This is a genomic window from Asanoa sp. NPDC050611, assembly GCF_040654855.1.
In the GTDB taxonomy this organism is placed as follows: Bacteria; Actinomycetota; Actinomycetes; order Mycobacteriales; family Micromonosporaceae; genus Asanoa.
Genome location: NZ_JBFAIU010000015.1, coordinates 22,316 through 36,681, shown reverse-complemented (window position 1 = coordinate 36,681; position 14,366 = coordinate 22,316). Strand labels below are relative to the sequence as shown.

At 71.4% G+C, this 14,366-nt stretch carries 16 protein-coding genes; 12 read left to right on the top strand and 4 right to left on the bottom strand.

Annotated elements, in window-relative coordinates:
- The 5 genes from AB0H87_RS04510 to AB0H87_RS04490 form a co-directional block, all read left to right on the top strand.
- A partial coding sequence (locus AB0H87_RS04510) for a hypothetical protein (RefSeq protein WP_360139499.1) occupies positions 1-256 on the top strand: 256 nt, incomplete at its 5' end.
- A 316-nt stretch (positions 257-572) separates the two neighbouring features.
- Positions 573-1,070: a hypothetical protein gene (locus AB0H87_RS04505; protein WP_360139496.1), complete on the top strand. Its 498-nt coding sequence runs from the start codon at positions 573-575 to the stop codon at positions 1,068-1,070.
- Between the two features lie 3 nt (positions 1,071-1,073).
- Positions 1,074-1,577 carry an EndoU domain-containing protein gene (locus AB0H87_RS04500; RefSeq protein WP_360139493.1) on the top strand — a complete coding sequence of 168 codons (504 nt, stop codon included), beginning with the start codon at positions 1,074-1,076 and terminating at the stop codon, positions 1,575-1,577.
- Between the two features lie 16 nt (positions 1,578-1,593).
- The gene (locus AB0H87_RS04495) at positions 1,594-2,031 is read left to right on the top strand and encodes a hypothetical protein (protein WP_360139490.1); all 438 of its coding nucleotides are present in this window, start codon (positions 1,594-1,596) and stop codon (positions 2,029-2,031) included.
- Between the two features lie 82 nt (positions 2,032-2,113).
- The gene (locus tag AB0H87_RS04490; protein WP_360139487.1) at positions 2,114-2,401 is read left to right on the top strand and encodes a DUF1905 domain-containing protein; all 288 of its coding nucleotides are present in this window, start codon (positions 2,114-2,116) and stop codon (positions 2,399-2,401) included.
- A 29-nt stretch (positions 2,402-2,430) separates the two neighbouring features.
- On the opposite strand, the gene AB0H87_RS04485 is transcribed toward AB0H87_RS04490, so the two are convergent.
- The 3 genes from AB0H87_RS04485 to AB0H87_RS04475 form a co-directional block, all read right to left on the bottom strand.
- The gene (locus tag AB0H87_RS04485; RefSeq protein ID WP_360139484.1) at positions 2,431-2,982 is read right to left on the bottom strand and encodes a dihydrofolate reductase family protein; all 552 of its coding nucleotides are present in this window, start codon (positions 2,980-2,982) and stop codon (positions 2,431-2,433) included.
- Positions 2,983-3,062: 80 nt separating this feature from the next.
- Complete coding sequence (locus tag AB0H87_RS04480; protein ID WP_360139481.1) at positions 3,063-3,869, bottom strand: MOSC N-terminal beta barrel domain-containing protein; 807 nt, start codon at positions 3,867-3,869, stop codon at positions 3,063-3,065.
- A gap of 24 nt (positions 3,870-3,893) precedes the next feature.
- Complete coding sequence (locus AB0H87_RS04475; RefSeq protein WP_360139478.1) at positions 3,894-4,727, bottom strand: class I SAM-dependent methyltransferase; 834 nt, start codon at positions 4,725-4,727, stop codon at positions 3,894-3,896.
- Positions 4,728-4,823: 96 nt separating this feature from the next.
- Between AB0H87_RS04475 and AB0H87_RS04470 the strand changes: the two genes are divergently transcribed.
- Genes AB0H87_RS04470 through hutH form a run of 6 tightly spaced genes read left to right on the top strand, consistent with a single transcriptional unit; the run spans position 4,824 to position 12,584 of the window.
- Positions 4,824-5,666, top strand: coding sequence for a MurR/RpiR family transcriptional regulator (locus AB0H87_RS04470; protein ID WP_360139475.1), 843 nt, complete (start codon positions 4,824-4,826; stop codon positions 5,664-5,666).
- Positions 5,667-5,677: 11 nt separating this feature from the next.
- Positions 5,678-7,312, top strand: a complete 1,635-nt coding sequence (hutU, locus tag AB0H87_RS04465; RefSeq protein WP_360139472.1) for a urocanate hydratase — start codon at positions 5,678-5,680, stop codon at positions 7,310-7,312.
- A 2-nt stretch (positions 7,313-7,314) separates the two neighbouring features.
- The gene (locus tag AB0H87_RS04460) at positions 7,315-8,556 is read left to right on the top strand and encodes an allantoate amidohydrolase (RefSeq protein ID WP_360139469.1); all 1,242 of its coding nucleotides are present in this window, start codon (positions 7,315-7,317) and stop codon (positions 8,554-8,556) included.
- Complete coding sequence (locus AB0H87_RS04455; RefSeq protein ID WP_360139466.1) at positions 8,549-9,886, top strand: formimidoylglutamate deiminase; 1,338 nt, start codon at positions 8,549-8,551, stop codon at positions 9,884-9,886. The genes AB0H87_RS04460 and AB0H87_RS04455 overlap by 8 nt, the downstream gene beginning before the upstream one ends.
- Positions 9,880-11,049 carry an imidazolonepropionase gene (gene hutI / locus AB0H87_RS04450; protein WP_360139463.1) on the top strand — a complete coding sequence of 390 codons (1,170 nt, stop codon included), beginning with the start codon at positions 9,880-9,882 and terminating at the stop codon, positions 11,047-11,049. The genes AB0H87_RS04455 and hutI overlap by 7 nt, the downstream gene beginning before the upstream one ends.
- Complete coding sequence (hutH, locus tag AB0H87_RS04445; protein ID WP_360139460.1) at positions 11,046-12,584, top strand: histidine ammonia-lyase; 1,539 nt, start codon at positions 11,046-11,048, stop codon at positions 12,582-12,584. The genes hutI and hutH overlap by 4 nt, the downstream gene beginning before the upstream one ends.
- A 144-nt stretch (positions 12,585-12,728) precedes the next feature.
- On the opposite strand, the gene AB0H87_RS04440 is transcribed toward hutH, so the two are convergent.
- Complete coding sequence (locus AB0H87_RS04440) at positions 12,729-13,295, bottom strand: helix-turn-helix domain-containing protein (RefSeq protein ID WP_360139457.1); 567 nt, start codon at positions 13,293-13,295, stop codon at positions 12,729-12,731.
- Between the two features lie 86 nt (positions 13,296-13,381).
- Here AB0H87_RS04440 and AB0H87_RS04435 point away from each other — a divergent pair, with 86 nt between their 5' ends.
- Positions 13,382-14,293 (top strand): alpha/beta hydrolase, encoded by a 912-nt coding sequence (locus tag AB0H87_RS04435; RefSeq protein ID WP_360139454.1) that lies wholly within the window; start codon positions 13,382-13,384, stop codon positions 14,291-14,293.
- Positions 14,294-14,366 lie beyond the last annotated feature (73 nt).

Here is a 14,366-nt window from a genome sequence, read left to right as displayed (position 1 = left end):
GGTCCTGGTTGGCGCGGATCCGCCGGCACACCTCGAAGCCGTCCATGCCGGGCAGCATGAGACCGCGGCGGTCAACGACGCGCTTGCGGCACTGCAGGCGTCGGCCGGGTGCCCGTCGGGCGGCGCCGACCTGGACGCCCTGGGCGGCCGGCTGCGCGACATCCAGCAGCAGACCACCCGACAGTTCTCGGCGTTCACGGATTCGCTGCTGGACGCGCAGGCGGCGCTGGCCCGGCGGGCGGGCGAGCCGCGATGAGCAGCCCCGGGTTCCACGTCGACCCGGCGGCGCTGGGCGGCTCGGGCTCGTCCCTGTCCGAGGTGGCTGGCACCTTTCTGTCCGCGCTGCGGTCGTTCCAGTCGGAGCTGGCGGGTTTCGGCTCACCGTGGGGCGCCGACGAGATCGGTTCGCTGATCGGCGCGGCCCACGAGGAGGTCGCGACATGGGCGTTCGAATGCTTCGAAACGGCGGCGTCGGAACTGTCATCGGCGGGCGTCGACCTGGCCGACATGGCCACGGCGTACCGGGAGGTGGAAGCCCGCGTCCGCGACGCCTTCTCGTCCTTCGGTGGTGAGTGCTGGCGCTGGACCTGCCCGGGGAGTTGCGGTCACTGCTGGATTTGCTGGGCTACACCTGGCCGGAGGCGGACGAGGACAAGCTGTTCGAGATGGGCCAGGTGTGGTTGCGTTTCGCGACGACCCTGGAGGGCCTGACGGCGTCGGCTGACGCGAGCGCGGCCCCGGTCTCGTCGGCCAACGCGGGCGCGGACATCACGGCGTTCGAGCAGTGGTGGCGCAAGGAAGACAGCCCACTGGCCACAATGCACGACGGCATCCCAGCCGCGATCCTGACCGGAACGGGCCTGATCATCTGCGGCACGATCGTGCTGGCGCTGAAGGTAGCGGTGATCGTGCAACTCACGATCCTGGCCGTTCAGGTAGCGCAGGCGGTGGCCACGTCAGCGGTCACCTTCGGGGCGTCACTGGCCGAGATCCCCATCTTCCAGGCAATCACCCGCACGATCATCGGCAACCTCATCGACGAGGTCATCGCCACCCTCCTCGAAGCCTGACCGATGGCCAAGAAAAAAGCCGGCGGCAAACTCATGCGGGCGGCGCTGGTCTACCTCAAGAAGGCGAACAGCCGCCGTCACCGACCCGGCAGGCTGAGCGCGTGGTCTCGGGAACACGTCTTCACCGGCCACATCAGGCCGGGCGCACCGAAAGGCTCCGGATGGCACTACCGGCCCGGCGGACGCGACTGGCCGGACCGCCGGATCGACCCTGCTTCCGTGCAGTCGAACCCGGTGACCGGCGTCTACTCAGCGCGGGCGCAGTACTTCGATCCGTCAGTCCCGCCCAGCGGCGCGTGGCGCGGCAAGCACGGCAACCATGGACGCAGCAGCTTCTTCCCCGACCACTGGACCCCGAGCGAGGTAGACAATGCGATCACCACGGCGTTCCACCGGTCGAACCCTGTGCCAGGGTTCCCCAACATGTGGCGCGGCACGTATAGGGGCATGACGATTGAGGGCTACTATGACAACGGCGATGTTGGCCACGGCTGGCCGGTGATGTAGTGCTGAGGAACGTCAGATGAGTCTCATCAGCTTCTCGCTGGACCAGCACAACCTTCCGGTGTTCCAGGTAGAAGACCCCGAGTACCGCTCGCTGGGCGCCTGGCTGATCCTCGACATCTCCGTTTACTACGACGTCTGCCTTGACGCGCTGGCCGACGTCGACGATGTCGGCCATGGCCAGCCCATCGACCAGTGGGACAGCGAGCATTTCGACGTCACCATCAACGCGGCGGGTATCACCTTCGTCAACTACCACGTCGACGAATCGGGCAGCTACAGCCTGGCTGATTTTCGTGACGCACTCGAGAATTATTGGCGGTTCCTGGTGTCACGCCCCGAGACGCCCGGGATCGTCCGCCAATACTGGCCGGACCTGCCCCTCTGGCAGGCCGACCTCCTGCAATGGGAACAACGCAACGGGCGGCCACACCCCTATCGCGGACGCCTCTTCTAGGCGTTTCGGTCAATCGCGCAGCGGGCCACGGTCGATGTCCCCGGGTCCTTGCGCTGGCCACCGTTCTGCCTATGGTGTGCCGATGGAGATGCGGTTCGACGGGGAGATCTGGTTCTGGAGAGGGCCGGCTCCGTGGTACTTCGTTACCGTGCCTGAGGCGCACTGTTTGGAGATTGCCGCTAACGCCGATCTGGTCAGTTACGGCTGGGGGATGATTCCCGTCGCCGCGCGGGTGGGGGTCACCGAGTACACCACCTCGCTCTGGCCCAAGGATGGGCGTTACATCGTGCCCATCAAGACCGCTGTGCGGAAGGCTGAGCGGATCGATGTCGGTGACACCGTGACGGTCCGGTTGACGTTGGACGTCTGAGCCGGACCGTCACCGACCCGCGGCAGGCACTAGCTGGGCGTGTAGCTCAGGAGCACCGCGCGGTTGTCGAACGTGCGCGTGCCCTCCAGGTGCAGCGTCGTCCGGTCGATCGGGAGCAGCGGCTTCCCGCCGCCCAGGACCACCGGGTGGACGATCACCTGGATCTCGTCCAGGAGGCCCATTTCCGCGAGTACCGCGGCCATCGCCGAGCCGCCGTTCAACAGCAGGTCCTTGCCCGAGCGTGACTTCAGTTCCGCGACCGACTCCGCCACGTTTGAGTTGATCACTGTGGTGTCCCAGTCGAGCGGGCCGCGCAGCGTACGCGAGAAGACGATCTTTGGTGTTGATCGCCAGATCGGGGCGAACGACTCGTCGTGGGGGTGGCCCGAATCCGCGGTCGGCCAGTAACTGGACATCATGTCCCAGACCACCCGGCCATAGAGAAAAGTGTCGACGCGGTCGTGCACCTCGTCGGCGTACGCGGACAGCTCCGGGCCCATCTCCGTCCAGTCGAACTCGCCCTTCGGGCCGTCGATGAAGCCGTCGACCGACGTGTGCACCCAGTAAATGATCTTCCTCATCGCCGCACGCTCCTCAGATCTCTTCGTTGTGCCTTCACCAACGAGGTCGGAGCGGGCGGCGTCGCTTCGACACCGACGCGTCAGAGAAATTCGACCTCGGCGCCCACCGCGACCGGACCCGGGGCCGAGGGCACCAGGTTGAGGCCGAACATGAGGCCCTGGTCGATGTTGCGATGCTGACCGAGCGCCCGCAGCGGCTGCTTGCCCTTCTCGGCCGTCTCCTGGTCGATCGTGGTGACCACGCACCGGTCGCACAGGCCGGTCGCCTCGAAGATCACCTCGCCCACCCGCAGCCGGCCGCCGACCCATGCGTCCTCGGCCCACGGGAGCGCGCCCTCGACCACCAGGTTCGGCCGGAAGCGGGTGATCGGCACCGGTTCGTCGCCCGTCTCCAGCAACCAGTCGTTGAGCGCGGTCAGCGAGGCCGCATTGGCGAGCAGCAGGGGGTACCCGTCGGCGAAAGTGGTCGCCGACACCGACGAGCTGGCGCCCGCGACGTGGGCCGTCGGGTCGTGCAGGAACACCAGGCGCACCGGGCTGCCGAGGAAATCGCTCAGCCAGGCGTCCGCCTCCGCACCGGCCGGTCGCGCCGGCACCGGGGCCGTCCGGCTTTTGAAGATCTTCACGCCCAGGTCGTACGCCGGTGACGGTTCCTTGATCGTGATCGTGGTGCGTCCCGGCGCCGACAGGCGCAACGCGCCGGGCTGGACCGCCGCGTCGAGGAAGACGAGCGCGGCGTTGTCCCGCTGGGTCACGCCGACGCCGTCCGGGTCGATGATCATCCAGCGGCGGTCGCCGGCCAGGCCCCACGGCTCGACGCTGGCTTCGTCGTGGGTGACGCGGTGACAACCCTTTACGGGGTACGTGTAGATGGCGCCCAGTCGCATCGCTTCAGGGTGCCATCGACGGCGTCACCAGGCGAGGCCGATTCCGTCGCCGACGTACCAGTGCTTGGCCGGCGTCTCGCGGTAGGCGAGGAACCGGCGGCCCGTGCGTTCGGCGTGCTCGGCCAGCACGTTGGTCATCGTGACGTTGTCGGTCAACAGCAGGCCACCGGGGGCCAGCTTGGGCTCTACGGCCTGGAACTCGCGCCGCTCGTGTGCGGTCGAGTGGTTGCTGTCGTGCAGGAACATGTCGACCTTGCGGTCCAGCGCGCCGATCGAGGCGATCGAGTCGCCGATGACCAGGTCGACGACCTCGCTCCAGGGCGCCGAGCGGGCCAGGTAGCCGGCCTCGGGGTTAATGTCGAGCGAGGTGACCGTGCCCGGCGAGCCCTCGGCCGTGTTGCGCAACAGGGCGGCCGCGATCACGCAGGTGCCGAGGCCCTTGTCGACGCCGGTCTCGACCACGTGCATGGGGCGCTTGGCGCGCACGATCGCGTACCAACCGATGCGCCTGGCATACCTGACCTGCTTGTCCGCGAGCCCGCGGCGCGCGGACGCGGCGGTGGCCGCGGCGATGTGGTCGCGCAGGACGTCGTCGTTGTCGAGCTCGGCGAAGTAACCACGGACCGTGGCGACCGGGACCGCGCAGGTGACGCTGACGAACCAGGCCAGGTGCTCCCGGGACAACCTCGTCAGCTCGTACGTGTAGTTGTGGTGCTCACGCGAGGTGAACAGCCAGCGCACCGACGAACCGATGACGCTGGCGTCGTGACGGGCGACCCGGTGCAGCCTCCGCGGGAAGGCGGCCACGGGCGCGAGTGGTGTGCGGGCGATGGCTCGACGAAGTCTCGTCCGGTTCACGCGGCAGTTGTACCAGATGCTGTTGCCTGGATCACACAGGTACCCGGCAACGCCCCGTTCTTGTTTCTGAATGGTTCTATGCAATACGCTGCTGGAGTGAATGAAGGCGTTCGGGTGGTGGATCTGTTCCGTGGGGTGCGGTTGACGCCGACCCAGCGGCGGATCGCGCACTGCCTCGTGCAGAACGCCTCGTCCGCGGCCTATCTATCGGCGTCCGAGGTCGCCGAGCTGGCCCAGGTCAGCCAGCCGAGCGTGACCCGGCTGGCGCTGGCGCTGGGCTACGACGGCTACCCGGCGCTGCGGCGCAAGCTGCGTGAGCTGGTCAGCCCGCGGCTCGACGTCACCTGGGTCAAGCCCGACGACGACAACTCGCTTCAGCTCGCGGTGCGGGCCGAGGCCGACAACCTGCACGACCTGGCCGGCCGGTTGGGCGACCCGTCGCGGCTGTCGCAGGCCGGCGCCCTGCTGGCGGCGAGCCGGCCGCTGCCGGTGCTGGGGCTACGGTCGGCGGCGCCACTCGCCGCCTATTTCGGCTATTTCGCCGCCAAGGTGCACCCCGACGTCCGGTTGCTCGACACCGGCGGCAGCATGCTCGCCGACCGCGTCGACCAGGCCCGCACGGCCGGCGCGACGGCGTTGCTGGCGTTCGTGCTGCCCCGCTACCCACGGGAGGCGGTCGACGCGCTGGCCGCCGCCCGGGCCGACGGCCTGTCGGTCGTGCTGATCACCGACTCCGCGGTCGGCCCCGCCGCCGACCATGCCGACGTGGTGCTGACCGCCGCCGTCGGCGCCCAACTCGTCTTCGACCTGCACGCCGCCCCGATGGCGCTGGCCATGGTGCTCCTACAGGCGCTCTGCGACGCCACACCGGCGGAGTCGCAGAGCCGGCTCGAAGAGTTCGAACGTTCCGCGACACGACGTCAGTTGTTCGTCAGCTAGGAGGCCGTCCCGTGCGCGCACCGCGTGGTAGCAGCATCACCGCCCTCGGGTGGCCGCAAGAGGCCGCCAAGCGGATGCTGATCAACAACCTCGATCCGGAGGTGGCCGAGCGGCCGGACGACCTGGTCGTCTACGGTGGCACCGGCAAGGCGGCGCGCGACTGGCCGTCGTTCCACGCACTCGTGCGTACGCTCGACACCCTCCGCGACGACGAGACCATGCTCGTGCAGTCCGGGCGCCCGGTCGGCGTCTTCCGCACCCACGAGTGGGCGCCGCGGGTGCTGCTGGCCAACTCCAACCTGGTCGGCGACTGGGCGACCTGGCCCGAGTTCCGGCGGCTGGAAAAGCTGGGCCTGACCATGTACGGGCAGATGACCGCGGGCTCGTGGATCTACATCGGCACGCAGGGGATCCTGCAGGGCACCTACGAGACGTTCGCGGCCGTCGCGGAGAAGCGGTTCGGCGGGTCGCTGGCGGGCACGCTCACCCTGACCGCCGGCTGTGGCGGCATGGGTGGGGCGCAGCCGCTCGCGGTGACCATGAACGACGGCGTCTGTCTGATCGTCGACGTCGACCGGTCGCGGCTCGATCGTCGTGTGGCCACCCGCTACCTCGACGTGGTGGCCGGGTCCCTCGACGAGGCGGTTTCTCTTGCCGTGGCCGCGAAGGCCGAGCGGCGGGCCCTGTCGGTCGGCGTGGTCGGCAACGCCGCGACGGTGTTTCCCGAGCTGCTGCGCCGGGGCGTCGAGATCGACATCGTGACCGACCAGACGAGCGCGCACGACCCGCTCTCCTACGTGCCGGAGGGTGTCGACCCGGCGGACGCGCCCGACTACGCGGCGAAGAAGCCCGAGGAGTTCACCGACCGGGCCCGCGCCTCGATGGCGGCGCACGTGGCCGCGATGGTCGGCTTCCTGGACGCGGGCGCCGAGGTGTTCGACTACGGCAACTCGATCCGCGGCGAGGCCCAGCTCGGCGGGTTCGATCGAGCGTTCGCGTTCCCGGGCTTCGTGCCGGCCTACATCCGGCCGTTGTTCGCCGAGGGCAAGGGCCCCTTCCGCTGGGCGGCGCTGTCGGGCGACCCGGCCGACATCGCCGCGACCGACCGGGCCGTGCTCGACCTGTTCCCCGAGAACGAGTCGCTGGCCCGGTGGATCCGGATGGCCGGCGAGCGCGTGGCGTTCCAGGGCCTACCAGCGCGGATCTGCTGGCTGGGCTACGGCGAGCGCGACAAGGCCGGCGTCCGGTTCAACGAGATGGTGGCGTCCGGTGAGCTGTCGGCCCCGATCGTGATCGGCCGCGACCACCTCGACGCGGGCTCGGTCGCCTCGCCCTACCGCGAGACCGAGGCCATGGCCGACGGCTCCGACGCGATCGCCGACTGGCCGCTGCTCAACGCCCTGGTCAACACCGCGAGCGGCGCGTCCTGGGTGTCGATCCACCACGGCGGCGGCGTCGGCATCGGCCGCTCGATCCACGCGGGGCAGGTCTGCGTCGCCGACGGCACGCCGCTGGCCGGCCAGAAGATCGAGCGGGTCCTCACGAACGACCCCGGCATGGGCGTCATCCGGCACGTCGACGCGGGCTACGAGCGCGCCACCGAGGTGGCCACCGAGCGCGGCGTACGCATCCCGATGGCGGAGTGACCATGTCCAGCGACCTTGACCTGGCACGCACCTTCAAGGAGGTGTGGGCGGAGCTGTCGGGCATCGGCCGGGCACCGGACGGTGGCTACCTGCGCTTCGCCTGGTCACCGGCCGAGGTCGCCCTCCGCGACTGGTTCCGGGCACAGGCCGCGGCCCGTGGCATGCCGGTCATCAACGACGGCAACGGCAACCTCTTCGCGACGTGGTCCGCGGACTCGGCCGGTCCCGGCGGGGTGTTGACCGGCAGTCACTTCGACTCCGTGCCGCACGGCGGCGCCTTCGACGGGCCGCTGGGCATCGTGTCCGCGTTCCTGGCCGTCGACCTGCTGCGCGAGTTGGGCTTCCAGCCCGTCCGGCCGATCACCGTGGCCGCCTTCGCCGAGGAGGAAGGGTCCCGGTTCGGGGTGGCCTGCCTCGGGTCGCGGCTGCTGACCGGGGCCATCGACCCGGCCCGGGCCGCCGCGCTCACCGACCGCGACGGGCTCGCGCTGGGCGACGTGTTCGGCGCCGCGCCGGCCGGGGCCCGGCCCGACCTGGTCGGGGCCTTCGACGCGTACGTCGAGCTCCATGTCGAGCAGGGGCGCGCCCTCACTCAACCCGTCGGCGTGGCCAGCGCGATCTGGCCGCACGGCCGCTGGCGCTTCGACGTCGCGGGCGAGGGCAACCACGCCGGCACCACGCTGATGAGCGACCGGCGCGACCCGATGCTGACCTACGCGTTCACGGTGCTGGCGGCCAACAAGGAGGCCCGGCTCCGCGACGCCCACGCGACCGTCGGGCGGGTCGAGGTCACGCCGAACGCGACCAACGCGATCCCGTCCGCCGTCCGCGGCTGGCTGGATGCCCGGGCCGCCGACGAGGCGACGCTGGCCGGGCTGGTCGAGGCCGTCGCCAAGAAGGCGACCGAGCGGGCCGGGCGCGACGGCACCGCCATCCGGTTCACCGCCGAGTCCACGACGGGCGAGGTGCGGTTCGACGAGGGTCTGGCCGCCCGCCTGGCCACGCTGCTCGGCGACGTCCCGATCCTGCCGACCGGGGCCGGCCACGACGCCGGGGTGCTCTCCGCCCACCTGCCGACGGCGATGCTCTTCGTCCGCAACCCCACCGGTGTCAGCCACGCCCCCGCCGAGTCGGCCACCGACGAGGACTGCGCCGCGGGCGTCCGGGCGCTGGCCCGCGTGCTCCAGGAACTGTCCAGCCGACCACTCGTTGATCATGACGAGGGGGTGGCCGGCCATGAGTGATGGGCTGTGGTTCGCGGACTGGGCCTGGCTCGGTTCCGACGAGGCGCCGACCGACCGGGTGTTGATCGAGGTGGTCGACGCGCGGTTCTCGACGATCACCGTCGGGGTCGCGACGCCGCCGTCCGACGCGATCCGGCTGCCCGGGCTCACGCTGCCCGGGATGGCCAACGCCCACTCGCACGCGTTCCACCGCGCCCTGCGCGGCCGCACCACCGACGACCGGGGCAGCTTCTGGACCTGGCGCGACCGGATGTACGCGCTGGCCGCACGGCTCGACCCCGACCGCTACCTGGCGCTGGCCCGGGCCACCTACGCCGAGATGGCGCTGGCCGGCATCACCACGGTCGGCGAGTTCCACTACCTGCACAACGACGTCGACGGCGAGCCCTACGTCGACCCCAACGTGATGGGCACCGTGCTGATCGAGGCCGCGGCCCAGGCCGGCATCCGGATCACCCTGCTCGACGCGCTCTACCTGACCGCGAGCGTCGACGGCGCACCCCTCGAGGGCGTCCAGCTCCGGTTCGGTGACCAGGACCTCGACGCCTACCTCGAGCGCGTGGAGCGGCTCGACGCCGCCAACGCCGACAACAAGGAAAGCGTCCGGATCGGCGCCGCGCTGCACTCGGTCCGCGCCGTGCCGGCCGAGCTGCTGCCCGAGTTCGCCGAGCGCACCGCCGGGCGGCCGCTGCACTTCCACCTGTCCGAGCAGCGCGCCGAAAACGAGGCCTGCCTCGCCACGCACGGGCGCACCCCGACCGAGCTGCTCTCCGACAGCGGCATCCTCAGCACGCGGTCGACCGCGGTGCACGCCACCCACCTCACCGACCTCGACCGCACCCTGCTCGGCGACACCGGCACCGGCGTCTGCTTCTGCCCCACCACCGAACGCGACCTCGCCGACGGCATCGGCCCGGCCCGCGCGCTGGCCGACGCCGGCAGCCCGCTCTCGCTCGGCAGCGACAGCCAGACGGTGATCGACCTGTTCGAGGAGGCCCGCGCGCTGGAGGCCGGCGAGCGGCTCCGCACCGAGCGGCGCGGCCACTTCGCACCCGGCGAGCTGGTCCGGGCCGCCTCGGTGGCCGGCCACAACGCGCTGGGCTGGGCCGACGTGGGCCGGATCGCGGTCGGCGAGCGGGCCGACCTGGTCACGATCGACACCGCGAGCCCGCGTACGGCCGGCGCCCCGCCGGTCGGTGCGCCGATCGCCGCGAGTGCCGCCGACGTCACGACCGTGGTGGTCGACGGGCGGGTCACCGTCCGCGACGGGCACCATGTGCGGATAGACGTACCAGCGGCACTAGAGGAGGCGGTGCAGAGCCTGTGGTGAGTCTGGTGATCGACAACATCGGCGAGCTGGTGACCAACATCCCGGGCACCGGCGACGGCGGGCTGCTCGGCGTCCGGCGCAAGGCCGCGGTCCTCGTCGAAGAGGGCGATATCGCCTGGATCGGCCCGAGCCGCTACGCACCGGCCGCCGACCGCCGCATCGACGCGCAGGGCGGCGCCGTCCTGCCCGGGTTCGTCGACAGCCACGCCCACCTGGTCTTCGCCGGCGACCGGGCCGCCGAGTTCGCCGCGCGGATGGCCGGCGAGTCCTACACGGGCGGCGGCATCCGCACCACGGTCGCCGCGACCCGGGCCGCCGACGACGAGACGCTCCGCGACAACGTGGCCCGCCTTCGCACGGAGGCGATGCGCCAGGGCACGACGAGCATCGAGATCAAGAGTGGGTACGGGCTGACGGTCGCCGACGAGGCCCGCTCGCTGCGCATCGCCACGGAGTTCAGCCGCGACACCACGTTCCTCGGCGCCCACGTGGTCCCGGCCGAATACACCGAGCGGGCCGACGACTACGTCGGGCTGGTCTGCGGTCCGATGCTGCGAGCCGCGCGGCCGTACGCCCGGTGGATCGACGTGTTCTGCGAGAAGGGCGCGTTCGACGCCGACCACGCGCGGGCGATCCTGACCGTGGGCAAGGACGCGGGCCTGGGCGTCCGTGTGCACGCCAACCAGCTCGGGCCCGGCGAGGGCGTGCAGCTGGCCGTCGAGCTCGGGGCGGCCAGCGCCGACCACTGCACGCACCTGTCCCGTGCCGACATCGACGCGCTGGCGGGTTCGCGTACCGTCGCGACGCTCCTGCCCGGCGCGGAGTTCTCCACCCGGTCGGCCTATCCCGACGCGCGCCGACTACTCGACGCCGGCGCCACGGTCGCGCTGGCCACAGACTGCAACCCCGGATCGTCCTACACGTCCTCGATGCCGTTCTGCGTCGCGCTCGCCGTCCGCGAGATGGGCATGACGCCGGCCGAGGCGGTCTGGGCGGCCACCGCGGGCGGCGCCCGGGCGCTGCTCCGCGAAGACGTGGGCGTGATCCGCCCCGGTGCGCGGGCCGACATCGTGCTGCTCGACGCGCCGTCCTACCTGCACCTGGCCTACCGGCCGGGCGTACCACTGGTCACCAAGGTCCTGCACAACGGAGTGCCGCAATGACGACAGTCACCGTCCTTTCCACCGGCATCACGCCCGCCGACGTCCACGCCGTGGCCCGCGGGGCCGCGCTCGTCGAGCTGCACCCGACCGCCGTCGAGGCGATGGCCGCGTCGCGGGCCCACGTCGACCGCATCGAGGAGTCCGGCCGCCCGGTCTACGGGGTGTCGACCGGGTTCGGGTCGCTGGCCAGCACGTTCGTGGCCAGCGAACGCCGGGCCGAGCTGCAACACGCGCTGATCCGCTCGCACGCGGCCGGCGTCGGCGCCCCGATGCCGCGCGAGGTCGTCCGGGCGATGATGCTGCTGCGCATCCGGTCGCTGGCGATGGGCCGCTCCGGGGTGCGCCCGCTGGTCGCGCAGTCGCTGGTCGACCTGCTCAACGCCGATGTCACCCCGTGGGTGCCGGAGCACGGCTCGCTCGGCGCCTCCGGCGACCTGGCGCCGCTGGCGCACTGCGCGCTGGTGCTGCTCGGCGAGGGCTGGGTGCTCGACAAGTCCGGCACCCGCATCGACGGCGGCGAGGCGCTGCGGCGGGCGGGCCTACGCCCGATCTCGCTGGCCGCCAAGGAGGGCCTGGCGCTGGTCAACGGCACCGACGGCATGCTCGGCATGCTGCTGCTCGCGATCGGCGACGCCGCGCACCTGTTCACGATGGCCGACCTGACCGCGGCGCTGTCGATCGAGGCGATGCTGGGCTCCGACCGCCCGTTCATGCCGGAGCTGCACGCCATCCGCCCGCACCCGGGCCAGGCCACGTCGGCGGCCAACATCCACCGGCTGCTGCAGGGCTCGGGCATCATGGACTCCCACCGCGACGACCTGGCCCACGCGGTCCAGGACGCCTACTCGATGCGCTGCGCGCCGCAGGTGGCGGGCGCCGCCCGCGACACGCTCGAGTTCGCCGTCCAGGTGGCGGGGCGCGAGCTCCGCTCGGTGGTCGACAACCCGGTGGTCCTGCCGGACGGCCGCGTCGAGTCGACGGGCAACTTCCACGGGGCGCCGCTCGGCTTCGCCGCGGACTACCTGGCGATCGCCGCGGCCGAGGTGGGCGCGATCGCGGAACGCCGCGTCGACCGCCTGCTCGACGTCTGCCGCTCCCGCGACCTGCCGCCGTTCCTGTCGCCTGACGCGGGCGTCAACTCGGGGTTGATGATCGCGCAGTACACGGCGGCCGGGATCGTCGCGGAGAACCGGCGCCTCGCGTCGCCGGCATCGGTCGACTCGCTGCCGACGAGCGGCATGCAGGAGGACCACGTCTCGATGGGCTGGGCGGCGACGAAGAAGCTGCGTACGGTCCTCGACAACCTGTCGAGCCTGCTGGCGGTCGAGCTGTTGGCGGCGGTGCGGGGGATCCAGCTGCGGGCGCCGCTTTCGCCGTCGCCGGCGGGTGCGATCGCGACGGCCGCGGTGGCGCGCTTCGCGGGCACGCCGGGCCCGGACGAGTTCCTGGCCCCGACCATCGAGGCGGCGAAGACGCTGGTGAACGGCACGGACCTACGCTCGGCGGTCGAGTCGGAGCTGGGCCCGCTGAGCTGACCCGGGCCAAGACTGCGAGCCGCGGCAGCCCGATCGAAGGGGGCGCGGTCCGGCGCGGTCCGATCATGGGCGCGGTCCGACCATGGCCGCAGTCCGCGCGAGCACGTTGAGCGCCCCGCACCGCCGCGTTCCAGAAGCGGCCGCTCAGCGCTCCCCCGGCGCATACGGCTGCGCGAACAGCAACAACTCCACCGGCCGCGACCCATCCGGCCGCTCCTCCGGATCCCGCAGCCGATCGTCATAGCGGCTCAACACCCCACGAAGATCCGCCACAAGCTCCCGCACCTCGTCGACGGTCCCATGCACGACGGTCCCGGACCCGCCGAACACGTCCTGCCACTCCGCCGGCTCCTCGTGCCGGTTGGTCTGTGCCGACTGGAGCCGTTCCAACCAGTGCCGGATCAGCACATCGGACAGTGCTCGGGCGGCGGCGGTGGACTGTTCGTCGTCCTGTACGTCCGAAAAGGCCAGCGGCACGTCAAGCGCCCGCCATGGGCGGCGGCGGCCCGGGCCCGTGCCGACCTCTTCGACGAAGCCGAACCGGGCCAGGGCGCGCAGGTGGAACGCGCAGTTCGTGGGGGTTTCACCGATCAGCGCGCTCGCTTCGGTCGCGGTCAGCGTCTCGTGCAGGCGCAGCGCTTCCATCAGCGCGATCCGCGTCGGGTGCGCCAACGCGCGCATCGCCGCCGCTCCCTGCAGTCGTCCGCTCACTTTTCGCGAACCTCCCTCTTGTTTCACGTCCAACCTTTCGAGAATATCGTCTCGAAACAATTTTCTCGAAATCAGGAGGCGGGCGGATGGCGGACGGGCGGCAGCGCGACCTGGTGATCAAGGCTCTCTCGGCGCTGGCGCCGGGCGCCGGCTTCATGTTCGGCGAACTGCCCCGGCCCGGCGGGCGACACCTCCGCTGGGTCGAGACGACCAACGGCGGCCCCACCATCCTGCTGACCGCCGGCGCCGGCGACACGGTGCTCGACTGGGGTCCCGTGCTGCCCGCGCTCACCGCCGACTTCCACGTCGTCGCCTACGACCGGGCCGGCCTCGGCGCCAGCGACCCGGCACCGCGGACGAACCTGGCGTCCCAGGTGGAGGACCTCGTCGCCGTGCTCGACCGGCACGGCCCGGCGCTGCTCGTCGGGCACAGCTGGGGTGGGCTGCTGGTCCAGCTCGCCGCCGCCGCCCGCCCCGGCAAGGTCTCCGGGCTCGTGCTCGTCGACCCGACCCACGAGGAGGTCATGGCCGAGGTACCCCTCCGGCTGCGGCTCGGCTCCGAGGTCATGCTCACCTGGATCGTGGCACTCAAGGCCGCCGGCATGTTCGGGAAGCGCCTGACCGCGTTCGGCCAGGACACCGCCGCGAAATGCAGCACCGACCCGGCGATCCAGGCGCTGCTGCTCGACGCCTACCGGGCCTCGTACGCCCGACTCGGTCAGGTCGTCGCCATCCGCACCGAGAACCAGCTCGCCTCGCGGGTCACCGCCGCCCGCCGGGCCCGGGCGGCGATGACCGTGCCGGACGTGCCGATGACGGTGCTGACCGCGACCCGCGGCAAGCTGCCCGCGCTGCAGGTCAGGGCCGCGGCGCTCGCCGACCAGACCGCGGCCGCCTTTCCCCGCGGCCAGCACGTGGTGGTCGACGACGCGGGCCACTACGTCCACCACGATCAGCCGGCCGCGACGGCCGCCGCGATCAAGGCGATCGCAGCTTGATCACGTGTCACGTTGAGTGGTCCCGCACCATCCGTAGCGACCAATGCGCTCCTGAGCCGCAACTCACGCGCGA